This window comes from Pontivivens nitratireducens, from assembly GCF_014235845.1.
GTDB lineage: Bacteria > Pseudomonadota > Alphaproteobacteria > Rhodobacterales > Rhodobacteraceae > Pontivivens > Pontivivens nitratireducens.
Window position 1 is genome coordinate 246,796 of sequence record NZ_JACJUQ010000001.1, and the last position, 19,479, is coordinate 266,274.

Genomic DNA, 19,479 nt, shown 5'->3' on the forward strand with positions numbered 1-19,479 from the left:
CAAATTACCCTCATCGTGTTCGGGATCCGTTCTAGCGGCGCACCACTAACCAATTCTTAAGAAGCCGGAGCTTATCGATGAGTACGGACGAGGGCCGGAAGCGCCGTCGAAGACCCTGGAACGAGGTATGTAAGTGAGCGATCTGATCTCCCGATTCGAGGCTATGCCGGGCCGTGTTCGGCTTATCGCCGGCGGGGCCGCCATAGCAGTGATGGCGCTGCTCCTGCTTCTCGCTCGTGTGGCGGGCACGCCGCAGATGGCGCTGCTGTATTCCGGGCTGGAACCGAGCGTTGCCGCCGAGGTGCTGACCGCGCTTGAGGCGGAACAGGTCGAACATGACGTGCGGGGCAACGCGATTTATGTGTCCGAGGATCGTCGCGACAGTTTGCGATTGCAACTGGCGGGCCGTGGATTGCCCGCGAGCGGTGGGGCGGGATATGAGCTTCTCGACGAACTTTCTGGATTCGGCACCACGTCCCAGATGTTCGATGCGGCCTATCGGCGCGCGCAGGAGGGCGAAATCGCCCGTACGATCGCCTCGGCCCCGGCCATAAGGTCAGCGCGCGTCCATCTTTCACGGGCGGAGAACTCTCCGTTTCGCAGGAATCAGCAGGCGACGGCCTCGGTGACGGTGACCATGGCCAATGCGCCGCTGTCATCTGACCGGGCCCGCGCGCTCAGACATCTTGTGGCATCGTCGGTCCCCGATCTGATGCCCGAGGCTGTGTCGATCATCGACGCGCAGGCGGGCATCATCATTGGCGAGGATTCCGATGATCCCGCCGCGAACGCCAGCGATCGGGCGGCGCAGATGCGGGCGAACGTGCTGCGTTTGCTGGAGGCGCGCGTGGGCCCCGGGCGCGCGTTTGTCGAGATCAATGTAGATACCACCCTTGATACTGAAATCGTGACGGAACGTGTCATCGATCCGGACAGCCGTGTCGCGATAAGTACGGATGTCGAGGAGGATTTGGAGCAGGCAACCGGATCCGGGCCGGGTGCTGTAACAGTCGCCAGCAACCTTCCCGACGGGGACGCCGCCGCCGAGGGCAACAGCAATTCGCGAGAGATCACCCGCACGCGGGAGCGTGTGAACTACGAGGTGTCCGAGGTCCTGAGGGAAAGAACCAGCAATCCCGGGCGGATCAGCCGCCTGTCCGTCGCGGTTCTGGTCGATGGGATGGAAACTGCCGGAGCCGACGGGGCGACGTGGCAGCCGCGGCCCCAAAGCGAAATCGATGCGATGGCGGAGCTTGTCCGCGCCGCAGTGGGTTTCGATGCAGCGCGCGGCGACGTTCTGACGATCGAATCGATGCAATTCCCCGAACGCGGTGAGGTAGGGACCCTCGCCAACGCGCCTGCATTTATCGGGGGTACGATACCGTTGAGCCTGATCTTGCAACTCGGCGTTCTCTCGGCCGTCGTATTGCTTCTGGGTCTGTTCGTCCTGCGTCCAATTCTGCTGGCGCGGCGCGACCTGGATACATTGCCCAATCCGGCTGAGCTGCCGTCACCTGAAAACGGGGCGGCTATCTCGCCAGAACTTCTGATGCTGGAGAACATGCCCAGCGAGCAGGAGGCCGAGAAACCTGAGACTCCACTGGCGCGTCTTCGCGGGACGGTCGAGGGCAGAAAACCTGAATCCGTCGATCTGCTGCGCAACTGGATCGACAGCGGAATGACCGAAGGAGCGTCGTGATGAGTGCCCGATTGTTCCGCCTTGATGACATCGAACGTCCCGCCGCCGCTGCTGCCGCCACCGAACCGGTTTGCGGTGAGCAATTGCGCAAGGCTTATGATGAGGGGTACGCCAAGGGGTTCACCGACGCAGCCACGCGCGCGGCCGAAGCGGCCACACAACAATCCGAACGCGTGACCACCGCGATATTCGAAGCTGTGTCCGACGCCCAGATCACAATGCAAAGCGCACGGGCAACGGCGGAGGCTGATCTTCTCGATCTGATCTCGGAGATAGCACGGACTGCGTTGTCCGATGCTGCGGCACGCGATTTTTCCGAGCAGGTCGCAACGGCGGTAAGGCACGAACTCGATCTCGCACCTGGGACCAGCATCACGGTCAGCCTTTGCCCCGAAGAAGCCGGTATGATCACGGAGGCTATTCCTGAAGGTATCGTTATCCGCAGCGAACCTGACCTGTCGCCGGGATGTGCGACCATCGCCACCGATAGCGGACTTACCAAGCTCGACATCTCTGCCGTCCTCGCCCGCATCTCGCAGACGCTTTCCCCAAATCCGACACAGGAACCTGAATATGACCAGCGAAACCACGCCTGAGGCAAATGACATGAACCGCCTGGGGGAGATTGAAACACTCACCCCCCGGCGCAGTGGCGGCCCGTCGCCGCAAGCCTTTCGCGGCGTTCCGATCGAGGTGATCGTCGCTGTGGGGCGGGCCCGCCCGATGATCGCGGACCTCGCACGATTGCGGCGCGATTCTGTGCTGTCGCTGGATACGACACTGACCGACCCGGTCGATCTGTATGTCGGGGATCGGCTGATCGCGCGGGGCGAGTTGCAGGAAATGGAGGACGGAAGCGGCAGACTGGGTGTGCGGCTGACCGAAGTGGCGGATCTGGAAGATGCGGTTTAGCGCCGCCGTCCTGTTTCTGCTGCTTCTGACGGCTCCGGGTCATGCGCAAAGCATCGCTGTCGACCTCGGCGGCGACAGCGTTTCGATGCGCACGGTGCAGCTCTTCCTCATGGTGAGCGTGTTGAGCCTGGCGCCGGGGCTGGCGGTGATGGTGACCTGCTTTCCGTTTATCGTGACGGTCCTGTCGATCCTGCGGCAGGCGATCGGCGTTCAGCAGGCGCCGCCGAACATGCTGATCGTCAGCCTCGCATTGTTTCTGACCTGGTTCGTAATGGAACCAACGCTGCAGGCTGCGTGGGAGCAGGGAATATCGCCCGTGATCGAGGGCACGCTTGAGGTGCGGGACGCCATTCCGATCACGATCGAACCCTTTCGCGGCTTCATGCAGGCGCGAGTAGACGTGGACACGCTCGATACACTCGCGGATGCACGCGGGATCACGCTGGAGGAGGGCGCGCCCCCGCTTCACATGCTGGTGCCCGCGTTCATGCTGACGGAGGTTCAGCGCGGGTTCGAGGTGGGCTTTCTGATCTTCCTGCCCTTTCTGGTCATCGACCTGGTGATCGCCGCAATCCTGATGTCGATGGGAATGATGATGGTGCCGCCTGCCGTCGTCGCGCTGCCCTTCAAGCTGGCCTTTTTCGTGCTCGCCGACGGTTGGGCCCTGCTGGCGGGCGCACTGATAAGGAGTTATGCCCCGTGAGCACAAAATTGGCACACGCTTTGCCTGTTCCCGACCGGGCTCAGCTCGACTTCACTCCTACGCAAAAGGCCGCAATCATTCTCGCGGCACTCGGCCCGGAACAGTCAGCGCCTTTGATAAGCGACTTGAACGAGGCTCAGCTGCGCCGGTTCGCCGTGACGATCAGCGGATTGAAGCGCATTCCTCAATCCGCAATTCTGGATGTGATCGACGAATTCATGGCCACGCTCGGTGATGGTGCGGACATCTCTGGTGGCGCCGAGGTAGCCCGGCGGATGCTGGAGGGGGCACTCGATTCCAAGCAGGTCAATCGCATCATGGGCGATGTAGACAGCTCGATGAACCGTTCATTGTGGGACAAGATGGGCCTGGCCCCGGCGGCGGCCGTTGCCCGGTTCCTTCAGAATGAACACCCGCAGACCGCGGCAGTGGTGTTGAGCGAATTGAGATCGGACCGTGCCGCGGCAGTTCTGGAACTGCTCGACAGCACATTTGCGCAGAACGTGGTGTTGCGGCTGTCGCGGGCGCCGCGGCTGGAGCCGAAGGTCGTTGCGATGGTGGAATCCGTCATCATGCGCGACTTCCTGTCCATCGCGCTGGAAGGGGGCAACACCCGCAGCCCGGCTGACTTGATCGCTGGGTTAATGAACAATGTGTCCGGGACCGTGCGCGGCGACATGCTGGGCCATCTGGAAAATCGTGACCCGGAGCTGACGACGGAAGTGAAGCGCGTGATGTTCACCTTTGCGGACATCGTGAAAAGGGTGGAGCCGCGTGACGTGGGCAACGTCGTACGCAACATGGATGAGGCCGTTCTGCTCGCGGCACTGAAATCAGGTCAGACGGTCAGTCGCGAAAGTGTGGAGTTCATTCTGTCCAATATCTCCAAGAGACTCGCGGAAAGGTATGTCGAGGAGATCGGACAGATGCAGGACATCAAGATCAAGGACGGAGAGAAGGCGCAAGCCGACTTGATCGCGGAAATTCAGTCACTGGCGCAAAAGGGCGATCTGACGCTGATCATGCCCGACAGCGACGGCTGATAGGCCCTGTGGCAAGTCCTTCGCGAAGGGCCAGTGAAACGCGTTCGCATCAGAACGCAAGCACTGGTAAAATGGCGGAGCCGATGGGATTCGAACCCACGGAACCTTTCGGTTCACACCCTTAGCAAGGGCGCGCCTTCGACCACTCGGCCACAGCTCCGCAGATGGGTCTATCAGGGGTATCGTGCGGAGAACAAGGGCCAAAATGCGCTAATTTTCAGGAATGCGCACTTCTCTACTTTTGCGCGGCTGCACGCATTTGCGATATGGTCTGACTAGGTGTCAGAGCCTCCGTTGCGATATCGAGATGCAGCACAGCCGCTGTTCCGCTGTTACAGGCATCGGCAAACGCGCTGGCGAAATCCGCGGTCTGCGTCACGCGACGTCCGAACAGTCCGCATGCCTGCGCGAAGGCCGCGAAATCGGGATTTTTCAGATCGGTGCCGCTTACCCGAGCGGGATAAGTCCGCTCCTGATGCATCCGAATGGTGCCGTAGGTCTGATTGTCCAGGACGAGGATGATCGGTGTCGCGCCTTCCTGGGCGGCGGTGGCCAGTTCCATACCTGTCATCTGAAAATCGCCGTCACCGGCGAAGCATATGACGCGGCGGTTCGGTGCCTCGATCGACGCAGCGATCGCGGCGGGTATGCCATATCCCATTGCGCCCGATTGCGGCGCGAGCAGGCGACGCGCCCCCCCGACTGGGATGTGCCGTGAGGGCCAGACCGCGAAATTACCCGCGCCATTGGTCAGGATCGCATCGTCGGGCAGGACTTCGCGCAGATGGGAGCACACTTCGACCATATCGACGGGGGAGGGTTGCGCGCGCGTATCGAGGACCGCTTCGACGCCGGATCGGGCCTGTGTGCGCCAGGTGGACCGCGCATCGCTGTCGGACAGGTTCATATCCTTCAGCGCGGCGATCATGCGGTTGGGCCCGGCATGAAGGGTGAGAGTCGCCGCATAGACCTTGCCCAGTTCGCTATCTGCTGCTTGGCTATGGATCAGCGTCTGATCCGGGCGCGGCACGCGCAGCAAGGTGTAGCCGTCTGTCGTCATTTCCCCGAACCGGGCATTGATCGCAAGAATCACATCGGCTTCGCGCAGCAGGTTCGCGGTGGCGGGCGTCATGCCGACGCCGGCATCACCGGCATAGCAGGGTGAGGTGTTGTCCATCAGGTCCTGCCGACGGAACGAGACGACGACAGGCAGGTCCAGCCGCTCGGCCAGATGTTTCAGATCATGTCTGGACGCATCGGACCATCCGGCACCGCCGGCCAGCAGGATCGGGCGTTCCGCCTGGTCGAGCAGGGCGGCGATCCGCGCAATATCGGTCGGGTCCGGGGCGGCCTCGACATGGGGGAGGGCGGGAACCGGGCTGGCGTCCACTTCGGCACGCAGAATATCCTCGGGCAGGGCGATGACGACCGGACCGGGTCGGCCACGCGTCGCAACGGAATAGGCGCGGGCGATGATTTCGGGAATGCGGCGGGCGTCCTCGATCTCGACCGCCCATTTGGCCATGCTGCCGAAAACGGCGCGGTAGTCGAGCTCCTGAAACGCCTCGCGTCCCTTCATGTCGCTGCCGACTTGACCGACAAACAGGATCATCGGGGTGGAGGCTTGCATGGCCGAATGCACACCGATGGCGGCGTTGGTGGCACCGGGGCCGCGCGTGACGAAGCACAATCCGACCTGACCTGTCAGTTTGGCCCAAGCTTCGGCCATGAACGCGGCACCGCCTTCGTGGCGTGCATTGACGAAACGGAAATCGCGGTCGTGCATGGCGTCGAGCACAGCAAGATAGCTTTCCCCGGGCACACCGAATCCGATATGCGCCCCTTGTGCCAACAGACACTCCATCACCATTTCGCCGCCGGTCATCATCCGCTCCCCATCTTGATTGCAACACACAAGGGCGCACTGACGGTCGGGTCAAGCCCCAGTGATAGAGGGCCTTGTAGATGCGGTCAGGATGGGTGACGTTAAACGAAAAAGGGGAGGCGACATATGGGTCCGCTCAAGGGTATTCGGGTTGTAGAGTTTGCAGGTTTGGGTCCGGGGCCGTTTGCCGCGATGTGGCTGGCCGATATGGGGGCCGATGTGGTGCGCATCGACAGGCCCGACGGGCGCGACCCGTTTCCGATGAAATACGACGTGCTGGCCCGCGGCCGCAGGTCCGTCACCGCAGATCTGAAAACGGACGAAGGACGCGCCCGTGCCGCTAGCCTGATGCAGGCGGCCGACGTAGTGATCGAGGGATACCGCCCCGGCGTGATGGAGCGTCTGGGTCTGGGACCGGAGGAGATCTGCGCGAAGAACCCGCGCTTGATCTATGGCAGGATGACCGGCTGGGGGCAGGATGGACCTCTGGCGGAAACCGCCGGTCACGACATCAATTATATTGCCCTGACCGGCGCGTTGCACGCGATCGGTGAGGATCGACCGCTGCCGCCTCTCAATCTGGTCGGGGATTTCGGCGGCGGATCAATGTACTTGATTGCAGGCATTCTGGCCGCACTGATCGAAAGGGGCGTGTCAGGCAAAGGGCAGGTCGTGGATGCGGCGATCGTCGATGGCACCGCGCACATGATGGCGATGATCTACGGTATGCAGGGAAATCGACTGTGGCGGGATGCGCGGCAGGCGAATTTCCTGGACGGCGGCGCGCATTACTATCGCTGCTATGCCTGTGCTGACGGCCAGTGGCTGGCGGTGGGGGCGATAGAGCCTCAGTTCTACGCCCTCCTTTTGGAGCATAGTCAGGCCGAAGGAATCGAAGGTCAGCTCGATCCTTCCGATTGGGCGCGCAGTGCCGCAGTGTTGGAGGAAGTCTTCCGCAGTCGCCCGCGCGACGAATGGCTGGATCTGATGGAGGGGACGGACGCCTGTGTCGCGCCGGTCCTGTCCCTGCACGACGCCCCCGAGCATCCGCACATGGCCGCACGGCAGATATTCGAGCGGCGCGACGATATCGTTCAGCCCGCACCCGCGCCGCGCCTGTCGCGTACGCCCGGCGCATTGAATCGCCCCCCGCCGCAGAAGGGCGCCGACCTCGCCGATGTCCTGCACGAATGGGGAATTGAATGAAGCAGGAGGCTCTTGATTTCCTGCAAGAGGCCCGCGCCCTGCACCGCCTGATCGCGGCGCGACCCACGACATTTCTGAACGAGGCGACCCTGTTCAAGGGCTGGACCGTCGAGGAGATCGTGCGTCACCTGCATGTCTGGAATGTGATGGCCGATCTTTCGCGGACCGATCCGGAGGCCTTTGCCGCACAGATCGGGCATGTGGGGGCAGGCATCATGTCGGGTACGACGCGGCAGGTGGAGCGTCAGGTCTGTACACTGCACGGGCGACCTCTCATCGTGGCCTGGCAGGACCGGTATGAGCGTATGGGCGCTGAATGGGCCTTGGTGGACCCCCGCTTGCGCCTGAAATGGGTCGGTCCCGATCTGTCGGCGCGGACTTCGATCTCCGCCAGTATCATGGAGGTGTGGGCGCATGGACAGGCTGTGTTCGACATCGCTGGCGTTTCGCGCAGCCCCACACCCCGGTTGTGGAATATCGTGGCGCTGGGCCTCAATACGTTCGGGTGGAGCCATCAGGTCAACGGTTACGACGTGCCGCCCGCCATGCCCCTGGTGCGTTTGACATTGGGGCAGGAGGTGCGCGAATGGGGCGACCGGACGGTCGGCCGGGTCGAGGGCCCGGCAGAGGCTTTTGCCCAGGTCGTCACCCAGACGCGCAGCATCGCAGATGTCCCGCTGACAGTTATGGGTGACGTGGCGCAGCGGTGGATGCAGATGGCGCAGTGTTTTGCCGGTCCGCGCAATGCGCCGCCTTCCGCGGGTACGCGGCATATCGCTCAGACGGGATAGTCAAACGGGGTAGGGGGCACCGGATGCCGCCCACTCATATTGTGCGCGCGTCTCGACCGCACAGGGACGAACGGCGCGCAAACGTTTCAGGGCGGTGTCGGCCTCCTCCCCACGTTCCACCAGTAGCCGCAGAAGGATCATTCCCGACCGTCCGCAGCCGCCGCGACAATGCACGATGACACCTTCACCGGCATCGAGGCGGGCACTGATATCCTTAGCCATTTTCGCCCAGTTCTGACGGGTCTGCGGGGCGGGTGCACCGAAGTCGGGGATGGGCAGATGCGCCCATGACGCCCCAATCGCAGCGAGAGCCGGCGCAAGCGGACCACCCATTTCGCGCATGGTCGTCAACGACACCACCAGCGTCGCGCCCCAATTGGCGATGTCCTGCATCGTTTCTTCGTCCGGCAGGGGCATGATGCCGATGCGTCCTGCACCGGCAGTGATCGTGGGTATCCCGAAATGCACGCCGTCCCTCACCATGTTTAAGTGGTGGAAAGTGTTCTGCGTACGGCATCACGCCAACCAGCATATTTGCGGTTTGCGGTTTCGGTATCCATCTGTGGCGTGAATTGCTTGTCACGTTGCCAGCTCTTGGCGAAATCCTCGGGTGGACCGGCGATATCGCTCTGCATCGCGGCGAGGTAGGCGGCGCCCAGCGCCGTAGTCTCCCGCACGATGGGGCGATCGACGGGGGCCTGCAATTGATCCGCCAGCGCCTGCATGGTCCAGTCACTGGCCGTCATGCCGCCATCGACGCGCAGAACGGTGGCATCGGTCGCGGCACCGTCCTTCTTCATCGCCTCGAACAGGTCGCGGGTCTGATAGGCCACGCTTTCCAACGTTGCCTTCGCGATTTCCTTGGGCCCCGTGTTGCGCGTCATGCCGAAAAGGGCACCGCGTGCGTCCGCGTCCCAGTAGGGTGCGCCCAGGCCCGTGAAGGCCGGAACCAGATAAACGTTCTGATGGGGATCGGCGTCCTGCGCCAGACCGCCTGTCTGACCCGCCGATCCGATCAGACCCAGCCCGTCGCGCAACCACTGCACCGCCGCCCCGGCGATGAAGATCGATCCTTCCACCGCGTAGGTCGGCTTGCCCCCGATTTGATATCCGATGGTCGTCAGCAGGCGGTTTTGTGACCGCACGGCCGTATCGCCGGTGTTGAGCAGGGCGAAACATCCCGTGCCGTAGGTCGATTTCATCATGCCCTTCTCGAAACAGGCCTGACCCACGGTCGCGGCCTGCTGATCACCGGCGACACCCCGGATCGGAACGGAGGCACCCAGCGCCTCACCACTGGTCATGCCGAATTCGGCGGCGCAGTCCATCACCTCGGGCATCATCGAGAGGGGGATGTTCCACATGTCCAGCATGTGGTCGTCCCATCGCCCCTCGTGAATATTATAGAGCATTGTGCGGGCCGCGTTCGTCGCGTCCGTTACATGACGCTTGCCGTCCGTAAGATTCCAGATCAACCAGGTGTCGATCGTGCCGAAGGCCAGACGCCCCTCTCGCGCCGAGGCGCGCGCGCCCTCCACATTGTCGAGCAGCCAAGCCAGTTTCGAGGCGGAAAAATAGGGGTCCAGCAACAGGCCGGTGCGGGTGATGACCTCTTCCTCATGCCCCTCGTCCCGCAGGCGGTCGGTGGTCTGCGCGGTGCGCCGGTCCTGCCAGACGATGGCGCGGTGGATCGCTTCGCCGGTGTCCCTGTCCCAGACCACGACGGTTTCGCGCTGGTTCGTGATGCCGATGGCGGCGATCTGGCGTGGGGTCAGGTCTGCATCGGCCAGCGCGGTGCTGACGGCCTTGCGAGTTGTGGCCCAGATTTCCTGGGCGTCATGCTCCACCCATCCCGATTGCGGGAAATGCTGGGTGAATTCGTACTGCCCGGTCGCGATGGGCCGCAGCTTGTCATCGAACACGATCGCGCGTGAGGACGTGGTGCCCTGATCCAGGGCGAGGATATGCTCACCGTTTTTCATGCGTCTTTCCCCTTCTGACCGAACAGGACGCCGTGCGTCTCCTTCTTGTCCTGAAGGTTGCCGCGCAGATCCAGCCTCAACCTGCGGCCGCGATCCAGTGCGGGACGGGCGCCACAACGATCCAGCCAGGCTTGCATGTGGGGGGTTGAGGCGATGTCGTGCTGCTGCCCCTCCCACAGCGAGGCCCAGGGCCAGATCGCCATATCTGCGATGGAAAAGAAATCTCCGGCAACATAATCACGATCCGCCAGCCGTCGATCCAGCACCCCGTAGAGGCGCGAAGTCTCCTTGCGGTAGCGATCCTTGGCGTAAGGGATGTCGTTGGGCGGTTCCATCGCCGGCGCGTATTTCAGGAAATGATGCGCCTGTCCCGCCATCGGGCCCAGTCCGCCCATCTGCCACATCAACCATTGATCGACCTCGATACGCTGACGCTGGGTGTCGCCGCAGAACGTGCCGGTCTTGCGGGCCAGGTATTGCAGGATCGCGCCGCTTTCAAAGATCGAGATCGGCTCACCATCCGGCCCGTCGGGGTCGATGATAGCAGGCATGCGGTTGTTGGGCGCGATCTTCAGATATTCCGGCGCGAACTGGTCGCCTGCGCCGATGTCGATCAGATTGACGTTGTAGGGCAGTCCCATTTCTTCGAGCGCGATGGATACCTTCCATCCGTTCGGGGTCGGCCAGTAATACAGCTCAATGGGTCTGCTCATGTCTTCCTCCGCACAGGTCGGGTTCAGCATGCCGAGGATGAGACGACGTGCAACCCCCTGATGTTAGCGAAGCTAGCCTACGCGCCGCGCATCCTGTTGGTCGGCAGCAAGGCGCTGAGCGTCGAGACCACCGCGTTGCGTGCGGTTTGCTGCGCAGGGGCGGGTTCGTCAGGCAGTGCCGCGATCCTGTCGGCAGTCCAGATCCCCGGCTGGTCCAGCAACGCGGCGTAGAGAGGGCCGGTGCCCGGACGGGTATAAAAGCTCCAGTGACAACGACCACGGGACGTTGCGCCAAGGGGGAGGCCCCGTGCCTGCAACGCCTGCTCGGTTCTGGGATCGTCCAGAGTAAGCGTCGCCACGCCGTCCACAGGCCCGACCGCACCCAGGGCGGGACCCTGACCGGGGGCGGCCCATTCGAACATCCGGTCGAACGGGGCGTTGGTGCGGGCGCGGACATTGATGATTTCGGTGCGTCCGGTGCCCCGCTCGATATGCATCCGTGCGATCGTCGCGCGTTCCGCGGCCCCCCACAGCAGAATGCGCCCCGGCTCAGCCAGCTTCATGTGGGGCAGAGACGCAAGGGCGATGCGCCCACCCAACGAATGACCGATCAGATCAATCCGGCGATCCGGGTCGAGGGCGGCGATACGGTCGGCAAGACGGGCAACCTGCCGCGCGATGGAGTCCGCGCGCGCATACACTTCCGCAAAACCCCGGATTGAGTTCAGCGTGCCGTGACCCGAGTGCATCCCCGGCCAGCCGATCCCCAGCGTCGGACCCGCCCGGTCGAGCATCCCGGGCCAGCTGATGATCCTGTCACAGGTGGTTTCCGGTGTTTCGGCGTAGATCAGGCGATGCGGATCGCGCAATGTCGGATCGGCGGCGCTGGGCTGGTGAAACGGGCAGTATTTGTACCCATGCAACAATAGCGTAACCGGACCGGCCTGACGGTTCAGAAGCCTGTCCAGCGCCGGTTCCAGCGGCGCACCTGCGGCATCCGCCGTCAGATGCTCGGGTGTCGCCACACATTGCATCGTACCTGCCTTGGGTCGAGTTGCTGTTTACTGAGGGGTAGAACGAATGTGCGACGGAAAGGTTCAGATTCGATGAAGATGCCGTGACTGCGGGCCGTTGACCGGGCAGGGGCACAGGCGTAAACACGTCCCGTGGCGATTTGTAGAACCGGATTGCGGGCCACGTTAAACACGCCGCTAAAGAGGTCGGACCCCGTGCGGCCCGATCATTCGCGCAGGGAAAGGACCCCCCCATGACTGAACCGACAAAGACTCACGCCTCGTGGAATGATCAGACCAAGCTGGTGCATTCGGGCGCCCGCCGCTCGCAATACGGCGAAGTGGCCGAGGCGATCTATCTAACGCAAGGCTTCGTCTATCCCAGTGCGGAGGCTGCCGAGCAACGCTTCGTCGAACTGGGTGAGGATGAATTCATCTATGCCCGCTACGGCAACCCCACCGTCGCCGCGTTCGAGGACCGCATCGCCGCGATCGAAGGGGCCGAGGCCGCCTTTGCGACCGCATCGGGTATGGCTGCGGTCAATGGCGCGCTGTTTTCCATGCTTCGCGCGGGGGATCACATCGTCAGTTCCCGCGCGCTTTTCGGCTCCTGCCTGTATATCGTGGAGAACCTGTTGCCACGCTTCGGTGTCGAGGTGACATTCGTGGACGGCACCGATCTGGACGCTTGGCGCGAGGCGGTGCGTGACGACACGAAACTGGTGTTTTTCGAAACGATGTCGAACCCGACGCTGGAGGTGATTGACATTGCCGCCGTGTCCGAAATCGCCCATGCGAAGGGTGCGATGGTCGTGGCGGACAACGTATTCGCCACGCCGGTTCTGATGCGCGCTCTGACGCTGGGTGTGGACGTCCTGATCTATTCCGCGACCAAGCATATCGACGGGCAGGGGCGCTGTCTGGGGGGTGTCGTGCTCGGCTCCGAGGACTTCATTCGCGGGACGCTGGAACCCTACCTCAAGCATACGGGCGGGGCGCTCAGCCCGTTCAACGCCTGGGTAATGCTCAATGGTATGACGACGCTGGATCTGCGGGTGCGTGCGCAGGCGGCCAGCGCGGCGCGGCTGGCCGATACGCTGGCGGGCCATTCCGCAGTCGAGCGGGTGATCTATCCCGGTCGCGCGGATCATCCGCAGCACGCGGTTTCCTCCCGTCAGATGGAGACGGGGGGCACGATGCTGGCGCTGATCCTGGCCGACAAGGCGGCGGCGTTCCGGTTCCTGAACGCGTCGAACATCGCGGTAATCTCCAACAACCTGGGCGATGCGCGCAGCATCCTGACGCATCCATCCACCACGACCCATCAACGGTTGAGTGAGGAGACCCGCGTGGAGCTTGGCATCATGCCGGGCCTCGTGCGCTTCTCCGTCGGGTTGGAGGGCGTCGCGGATCTGGAGGCAGACCTGCTCGCGGCCCTCGATCAGGTGTGATCGCGGCGTTCGGATCTCGCGCGCGGGTTCGCAAATGCGGCGAAATGCGCCTATATTGCTCGAAACCCGTCGGGATCGGTGATCCGTGACGATGCGCTTGCCGTATCAGTGGTATAAATTCGAATTCAGGAATCCCGCCATGAATGTTCATGATCCTCAGTCCGACAGTGACGATATCTCCGGGTCTCGTCCCACCCGTGAACAGGCCGAGGAAGCTGTGCGCACCCTGTTGCGCTGGGCCGGCGACGACCCCAACCGGGAGGGGCTGCTGGACACGCCCAAGCGGGTGACCAAGGCCTATGGCGAATGGTTTCGCGGCTATGATGAGGACGCCGAGCAATTGTTGCAACGCACCTTCGAGGAGGTCGAGGGATACGACGAAATGGTCGTCTTGCGTGATATTAGATTCGAATCCTATTGTGAGCACCACATGGCCCCTATCGTCGGCAAGGCGCATGTCGGCTATATTCCGCAGGGGCGCGTTGTGGGAATCTCGAAGCTGGCGCGGGTCGTCGATGCCTTTGCCAAGCGGCTGCAAGTGCAGGAGAAGATGAACGCGCAGATCGCGCAGGTCTTGATGAACACGTTGCAACCGCAAGGTGTGGCCGTCGTGCTGGAGGCGGAGCATCATTGCATGGCCACCCGTGGCGTTCATAAGCCTGGTGTCAGCATGGTCACCTCCACGATGCTGGGCGCGTTCCGCGAGGATCCGGCAACGCGCAAGGAATTCCTGTCGGTAATCGGCAATCCTACAAACCGGATGAGCTGACTTCGACCGCGCCGCCCCATGTGTGCCCCATGTGTGCCCCATGTGTGGACGGGCGAAAGGGCAACACAGCCGGGCGGTCACGATCCCGCCCGCTTGACAGCATGGTGCGCGGCGGCGAAGGCTCCCTGATGATCTCCTTTAGACCCATCGGTTACGTTGTCGGGATGTTGGTGCTCGCGCTCGCGGCGTCCATGATGCTGCCTATGCTGCTCGATCTGCTGGATGGTCAGCGGGGTGAGGCGGTGGCGTTCGCCATCTCGGGTATCGTCACGGCAATGGTCGGTGCGATGTTGTACCTGGGGTGTTCCGACAGCCGATCCATGGGATTGACGATCCGACAGACTTTTCTGCTGACCGTGGCCTGCTGGATCACGCTGCCTATCTTCGGCGCGTTGCCATTCTGGATCGGCCCGGCTCAGGTCAGTTATACCGATGCGTTTTTCGAGGCGACCAGCGGGCTGACGACCACCGGCGCCACGATATATCCCGATCTCGATGTCCTCAGCCGGGGGCTTCATCTGTGGCGCGGTCTGATGCAGTGGATGGGCGGCATCGGGGTGATCGTGTTCGCGGTGGCGTTCCTGCCAATGCTGAAGGTCGGCGGCATGCAGCTGTTCCGCTCGGAAGCATTTGATACATTTGGAAAAATTCTGCCCCGCGCGGCGGAGATTGCAGGCTCGATCTCCACCATATACCTGTCCATGACCCTGGTTTGTGCGATCATCTATAGCTGGTCGGGGATGGACCTCTTCGAATCCGTCGTCCATGCGATGACGACGATCAGCACGGGCGGTTTCGCAAGTGAGAATGCATCGTTCGGAGCCTTCAGCGCGCAGGCGGAATATATCGCCACTGGTTTCATGATCCTCGCCAGCCTGCCATTCGTTCGCTATGTGCAACTGGTCGCAGGCTCCGCCACGCCATTGCTGCGCGACACCCAGATCCATGCCTTTCTCGCCATTCTGGGAACCGTAGTCCTGATCCTGACCGCGTGGCAAATCGTCATGAACGATCAGTTGAGCGAACTGGCCTTTCGCAAGGCGCTGTTCAACGCCACATCCATCATTACCGGCACCGGCTATGCCAGTGCCGATTATGGCAGTTGGGGCAGCTTTTCGGTCACAGTCTTCTTTCTGATAGGGCTGATCGGCGGATGCGCGGGTTCGACCTGCTGTTCGGTCAAGGTGTTTCGCTACCAGCTTCTGGTGGCGGCACTCGTGACCCAGATCAGACAGTTGCACCATCCCGCCGGAGTGTTTCGCCCCCGATACCAAGGGCGCGCCATTGAGGAGGACGTGATTTCTTCCGTCATGGCGTTTTTCGTGATGTTCGTGATCTCGCTGGCCGGGGTCACGGCGATTCTTGGCCTGATGGGGCTGGATACCATGACCGCGCTAAGCGGTGCGGCCTCCGCGCTGGCCAATGTCGGGCCGGGGCTGGGGCCAGAGATCGGCCCCGCCTCTACCTTCGCCGGGTTGCCCGATCAGGCGAAATGGGTGCTCGCCTTCGCCATGCTGATCGGACGGCTGGAGTTGCTGAGCGTCTACGTCTTGTTCACGGCGGCGTTCTGGCGCGGGTGAGCGTGCCCCTGCCGCATTGACCGTCCGGAGGCGCAGGGGCATAAGGGCGGCGATTTTGAAGCGGAGTTCGCACCCATGACCGCCCCAACAGCCACCGACCGTCCCCGCTCGTTTCAGGAGATCATCCTGCGCCTGCAAGCCTATTGGGCCGCGCATGGCTGCGCGATCATGCAGCCCTATGATATGGAGGTCGGGGCAGGGACCTTCCACCCGGCGACGACCCTGCGTTCGCTCGGCACGAACCACTGGGCGGCCGCCTATGTGCAGCCCTCGCGCCGTCCGACGGATGGCCGCTACGGCGAGAATCCCAACCGCTTGCAGCATTACTACCAGTATCAGGTGCTGATCAAACCCAGCCCGCCGAACTTGCAGGAGCTGTATCTGGGTTCGCTCGAAGCGATCGGCATCGACATGCAGTTGCACGACATCCGCTTCGTCGAGGATGATTGGGAAAGCCCGACCCTTGGTGCCTGGGGCCTGGGGTGGGAGGTCTGGTGCGACGGTATGGAGGTCAGCCAGTTCACATATTTCCAACAGGTCGGCGGCCACGACTGCAAACCTGTCTCGGGCGAACTGACCTATGGGTTGGAGCGGTTGGCGATGTACGTTCTGGGTGTCGATCACGTGATGGACATGCCCTATAACGATCCCGACGCGGCCATCCGGCTCAGCTATGGCGACGTGTTCAAGCAGACCGAGCAGGAATATTCCCGCTGGAATTTCGACATCGCCGATACCGACGTTCTGCTGCGCCATTTCGAGGAGGCGGAGGTCGAATGCGCCCGCATCCTGGACGCGGCAGATGACGACCCCAAGACCGGCAAGCGCATCGTCATGGCGCACCCGGCCTATGACCAGTGCATCAAGGCCAGCCACATCTTCAACCTGCTCGACGCGCGGGGCGTGATTTCCGTGACCGAACGGCAGGCCTATATCGGGCGTGTCCGCACATTGGCCAAGGCCTGCGCGGATGCCTTCGTCCGCACGACTGCGGGGGGGTACGCGGCATGAACGGCAAGTGGCTCGTCGGCATATCCGGCATCGTCATCGCGGCGCTGGGCGCTGGGATGTATTATGCGCAGGTCTATGCGTATTACGAGGAAACTCAGGCGGATGCGGTCACGGTCGCGGGGCGGGAGGTTCCCGTTTCCGACTGGCAGGGCATTGACGCGGGCACCTCCCCGAACAAGATCCGCGCCTGCTTTACCGTCGATCCTGCGGTGTTTGAGGGGGTCGCACTGGCCCCTTACCCCGAACCGCTGCTGGCCCCCGGCTGGTTCGACTGTTTCGACGCGCGGACCATCGCCGCCGACCTCGAATCCGGTGCCGCCACCGCCTATCTGGCCGAGGATGAGACTCCCGCCGGTGCCGACGACTACGAAATCCTCCGCATGATCGCCGTCTACCCCGATGGCCGCGCCTATATGTGGCGCCACTACCGCGAGCAAAGCTGATGTCCGACCTGCTGATCGAACTGTTCTCCGAGGAGATCCCCGCCCGCATGCAGGCCAAGGCGGCCGACGATCTGCGCCGTCTGATGACCGACGGCATGGTCGAGGCCGGGCTGACCTATGGCGGGGCCGCCGCCTTTGCCACGCCGCGCCGTCTGACCCTGGCCGTCGAGGGGCTGACCGAAAAAAGCCCCACCGTGCGTGAGGAGCGCAAGGGCCCGCGCACCGACGCCCCGGAAAAGGCGCTGGCGGGCTTCCTGCGCTCCACCGGTTTGACCAAGGATCAGCTGGAGGTGCGCGACGACAAGAAGGGTCAGGTCTATTTCGCGGTGATCGAGAAGCCGGGCCGCCCCGCGGCGCAGATCGTGGCCGAAACGCTCGAGTCCACGATCCGCAATTTCCCGTGGCCCAAATCCATGCGCTGGGGCAGCGGCTCCCTGCGCTGGGTGCGTCCGCTACACTCCATCCTGGCGATCCTGACGGATGAGGAGGGGGCGCAGGTCGTCCCGCTCGACGTTGATGGCATCGCGTCCGGCGACACCACGCGTGGGCATCGCTTCATGGCGCCCGACACGATCAAGGTGAACTCGTTCGAGGATTACGCCAGCAAGCTCAAGCGCGCCCATGTCATTCTGGATGCCAAGGAACGCGCCGACATCATCTGGGGCGAGGCGACGAACCTGGCCTTCGCGCAAGGGCTGGAAGTGGTCGAGGACAAGGGCCTGCTGGCCGAAGTCGCGGGTCTGGTCGAATGGCCCGTGCCGCTGATGGGCAGCATCGGTGAACAGTTTCTGGACCTGCCGCCCGAGGTGCTGCAAACCTCGATGAAGGAGCATCAGAAGTTCTTCTCGGTCCGCGATGGCACTGGCAAGATCGTGAAATACGTCACCGTCGCGAACCGCACCACGGCGGATGATGGCGCGACGATTCTGGCGGGCAACGGCAAGGTCCTGACCGCCCGCTTGTCCGACGCCAAGTTTTTCTGGGAGAACGACCTGCAAACCGTGCGGGAGCGCGGGTTGCAGGGGATGGCCGTCCCGCTGGCCAACGTCACCTTCCACAACAAACTCGGCTCTCAGGCGGAGCGGATCGCGCGCATCGCCGCGCTTGCCCGCGAAATCGCGCCGCTGGTCGGCGCGGACGCGGATATGGCGGAGCAAGCGGCGCAGATCGCCAAGGCCGACCTGTCGTCCGAGATGGTCTATGAATTCCCCGAACTGCAAGGCCTGATGGGCCGCTACTACGCCGAAGCCGCCGGCCTGCCGCAGGAGGTCGCGAACGCCGCGCAATACCACTACTCCCCGTTGGGGCCGAGCGACGATGTGCCGACGGAGCCGGTTTCGGTGGCCCTGGCGCTGGCAGATAAGCTGGACACCCTGACGGGTTTCTGGGCGATTGATGAGAAGCCGACCGGATCGAAGGATCCTTATGCGCTGCGGAGAGCTGCGCTGGGTGTCATTCGGTTGGTGTTGGAGAGTGGTTGCTCGCAGTACTTGAGGGGCGTGGTCGCATTAGCGTCCAATCTGCATTACTGGCAGCGCCATGAAAATGTTATGAACCAAATTGACGAGCATGATGCCTACATTTCCACGTATTTAGGTATAGATAAATTCACCTTACAAAGTATCAAAGATAAAATTTCGAGACCAAATAAGTCCGAGAAAAAACAGGGTCTATTTGAGAAGATTATGAATACGACTACCTCGGCGATTATTGACCCAAATCAGAATCTCCTCTCCTTCTTCGCAGACCGCCTCAAGGTCCACCTCCGCGCCGAGGGCGTTCGCCATGACGTGATCGACGCCGCGCTCCCCGAAAACTGGGACGGGGATATCGTGCTTCTGGTCAACCGGGTGCGGGCGCTGCAAGCGTTTCTTGATACCGAGGATGGGGCGAATCTGCTTGCCGCCTATACCCGCGCGTCGAATATCCTGCGGGCGGAGGAGGCGAAGGACGGGGTTGAGTACTCCCTCGATCCCAATCCCGATCTGGCCGAGAATGACAGCGAGAAGGCGCTTTTCGCCGCTCTCGACGCCACCGACCCGCAGATCGACGCGGCCTTGGCAGCCGAGGATTTCGCCGCCGCCATGGCCGCGATCGCCGCGCTGCGCGGGCCGCTGGATGCTTACTTTGAGGCGACGCTGATCAACTCCGACAACCAGATCATCCGCCGCAACCGCCTGTGCCTGCTGAACCGGGTCCGCACCCTGTTCGCGCGCATCGCGGATTTCGGGCGGATCGAGGGCTGAACTACGGTTTCAGAACGATGCCCGGCCACCGC

General features: G+C 62.7%; 18 protein-coding genes, 1 tRNA gene and 1 riboswitch. Of the genes, 13 read left to right on the forward strand and 6 right to left on the reverse strand.

Annotation, left to right across the window (positions count from 1 at the left end; all coding sequences use genetic code 11):
• The first annotated feature begins 133 nt into the window (after window positions 1–133).
• The 5 genes from fliF to H1S03_RS01385 are packed head-to-tail and all read left to right on the forward strand — an operon-like array spanning window position 134 to window position 4,357.
• Window positions 134–1,699, forward strand: a complete 1,566-nt coding sequence (gene fliF, locus H1S03_RS01365) for a flagellar basal-body MS-ring/collar protein FliF (RefSeq protein WP_185802814.1) — start codon at window positions 134–136, stop codon at window positions 1,697–1,699.
• On the forward strand, window positions 1,699–2,295 hold the full coding sequence (locus tag H1S03_RS01370; protein ID WP_185802815.1) for a FliH/SctL family protein: 597 nt from the start codon (window positions 1,699–1,701) through the stop codon (window positions 2,293–2,295). Before fliF ends, H1S03_RS01370 begins: the two co-directional genes overlap by 1 nt.
• On the forward strand, window positions 2,273–2,611 hold the full coding sequence (locus H1S03_RS01375; protein ID WP_240910306.1) for a FliM/FliN family flagellar motor switch protein: 339 nt from the start codon (window positions 2,273–2,275) through the stop codon (window positions 2,609–2,611). Before H1S03_RS01370 ends, H1S03_RS01375 begins: the two co-directional genes overlap by 23 nt.
• Window positions 2,601–3,314 carry a flagellar type III secretion system pore protein FliP gene (gene fliP, locus H1S03_RS01380; protein ID WP_185802816.1) on the forward strand — a complete coding sequence of 238 codons (714 nt, stop codon included), beginning with the start codon at window positions 2,601–2,603 and terminating at the stop codon, window positions 3,312–3,314. Before H1S03_RS01375 ends, fliP begins: the two co-directional genes overlap by 11 nt.
• Window positions 3,311–4,357 (forward strand): FliG C-terminal domain-containing protein, encoded by a 1,047-nt coding sequence (locus H1S03_RS01385; RefSeq protein WP_185802817.1) that lies wholly within the window; start codon window positions 3,311–3,313, stop codon window positions 4,355–4,357. Before fliP ends, H1S03_RS01385 begins: the two co-directional genes overlap by 4 nt.
• A 72-nt stretch (window positions 4,358–4,429) precedes the next feature.
• On the opposite strand, the gene H1S03_RS01390 is transcribed toward H1S03_RS01385, so the two are convergent.
• Both H1S03_RS01390 and H1S03_RS01395 read right to left on the reverse strand, forming a co-directional pair.
• A tRNA-Ser gene (locus H1S03_RS01390) sits at window positions 4,430–4,517 on the reverse strand.
• Window positions 4,518–4,592: 75 nt separating this feature from the next.
• On the reverse strand, window positions 4,593–6,242 hold the full coding sequence (locus H1S03_RS01395) for a thiamine pyrophosphate-dependent enzyme (RefSeq protein WP_185802818.1): 1,650 nt from the start codon (window positions 6,240–6,242) through the stop codon (window positions 4,593–4,595).
• Window positions 6,243–6,368: 126 nt separating this feature from the next.
• On the opposite strand from H1S03_RS01395, the gene H1S03_RS01400 reads away from it, so the two are divergent.
• Entirely contained in the window at window positions 6,369–7,448 is a 1,080-nt protein-coding gene (locus H1S03_RS01400) for a CaiB/BaiF CoA transferase family protein (protein ID WP_185802819.1), read from the forward strand.
• Window positions 7,445–8,239, forward strand: coding sequence for a maleylpyruvate isomerase family mycothiol-dependent enzyme (locus H1S03_RS01405; protein ID WP_185802820.1), 795 nt, complete (start codon window positions 7,445–7,447; stop codon window positions 8,237–8,239). The genes H1S03_RS01400 and H1S03_RS01405 overlap by 4 nt, the downstream gene beginning before the upstream one ends.
• On the opposite strand, the gene H1S03_RS01410 is transcribed toward H1S03_RS01405, so the two are convergent.
• The 4 genes from H1S03_RS01410 to H1S03_RS01425 all read right to left on the reverse strand — a co-directional run bounded on the left by H1S03_RS01410 (window position 8,240) and on the right by H1S03_RS01425 (window position 11,959).
• Window positions 8,240–8,707 (reverse strand): protein-tyrosine phosphatase family protein, encoded by a 468-nt coding sequence (locus tag H1S03_RS01410; RefSeq protein WP_347339193.1) that lies wholly within the window; start codon window positions 8,705–8,707, stop codon window positions 8,240–8,242.
• A gap of 17 nt (window positions 8,708–8,724) precedes the next feature.
• Entirely contained in the window at window positions 8,725–10,221 is a 1,497-nt protein-coding gene (gene glpK / locus H1S03_RS01415; RefSeq protein ID WP_185802822.1) for a glycerol kinase GlpK, read from the reverse strand.
• Window positions 10,218–10,934 (reverse strand): glutathione S-transferase N-terminal domain-containing protein, encoded by a 717-nt coding sequence (locus H1S03_RS01420; RefSeq protein ID WP_185802823.1) that lies wholly within the window; start codon window positions 10,932–10,934, stop codon window positions 10,218–10,220. Before H1S03_RS01420 ends, glpK begins: the two co-directional genes overlap by 4 nt.
• 77 nt (window positions 10,935–11,011) lie before the next feature.
• Window positions 11,012–11,959: a hypothetical protein gene (locus H1S03_RS01425; RefSeq protein ID WP_185802824.1), complete on the reverse strand. Its 948-nt coding sequence runs from the start codon at window positions 11,957–11,959 to the stop codon at window positions 11,012–11,014.
• Window positions 11,960–12,090: 131 nt separating this feature from the next.
• Window positions 12,091–12,170: riboswitch (SAM riboswitch) on the forward strand.
• Between the two features lie 31 nt (window positions 12,171–12,201).
• Here H1S03_RS01425 and metZ point away from each other — a divergent pair.
• The 6 genes from metZ to glyS all read left to right on the forward strand — a co-directional run bounded on the left by metZ (window position 12,202) and on the right by glyS (window position 19,447).
• On the forward strand, window positions 12,202–13,398 hold the full coding sequence (metZ, locus tag H1S03_RS01430; protein WP_185802825.1) for an O-succinylhomoserine sulfhydrylase: 1,197 nt from the start codon (window positions 12,202–12,204) through the stop codon (window positions 13,396–13,398).
• A 139-nt stretch (window positions 13,399–13,537) separates the two neighbouring features.
• Entirely contained in the window at window positions 13,538–14,167 is a 630-nt protein-coding gene (folE, locus tag H1S03_RS01435; protein ID WP_185802826.1) for a GTP cyclohydrolase I FolE, read from the forward strand.
• 128 nt (window positions 14,168–14,295) lie between these two features.
• A complete protein-coding gene (locus tag H1S03_RS01440) occupies window positions 14,296–15,747 on the forward strand; it encodes a TrkH family potassium uptake protein (RefSeq protein ID WP_185802827.1) in 1,452 nt (483 codons plus the stop codon).
• Window positions 15,748–15,822: 75 nt separating this feature from the next.
• Window positions 15,823–16,758 carry a glycine--tRNA ligase subunit alpha gene (locus H1S03_RS01445; RefSeq protein ID WP_185802828.1) on the forward strand — a complete coding sequence of 312 codons (936 nt, stop codon included), beginning with the start codon at window positions 15,823–15,825 and terminating at the stop codon, window positions 16,756–16,758.
• A complete protein-coding gene (locus tag H1S03_RS01450) occupies window positions 16,755–17,201 on the forward strand; it encodes a DUF6446 family protein (protein ID WP_185802829.1) in 447 nt (148 codons plus the stop codon). Before H1S03_RS01445 ends, H1S03_RS01450 begins: the two co-directional genes overlap by 4 nt.
• Window positions 17,201–19,447, forward strand: coding sequence for a glycine--tRNA ligase subunit beta (gene glyS, locus H1S03_RS01455; RefSeq protein ID WP_185802830.1), 2,247 nt, complete (start codon window positions 17,201–17,203; stop codon window positions 19,445–19,447). The genes H1S03_RS01450 and glyS overlap by 1 nt, the downstream gene beginning before the upstream one ends.
• Window positions 19,448–19,479: the final 32 nt, after the last annotated feature.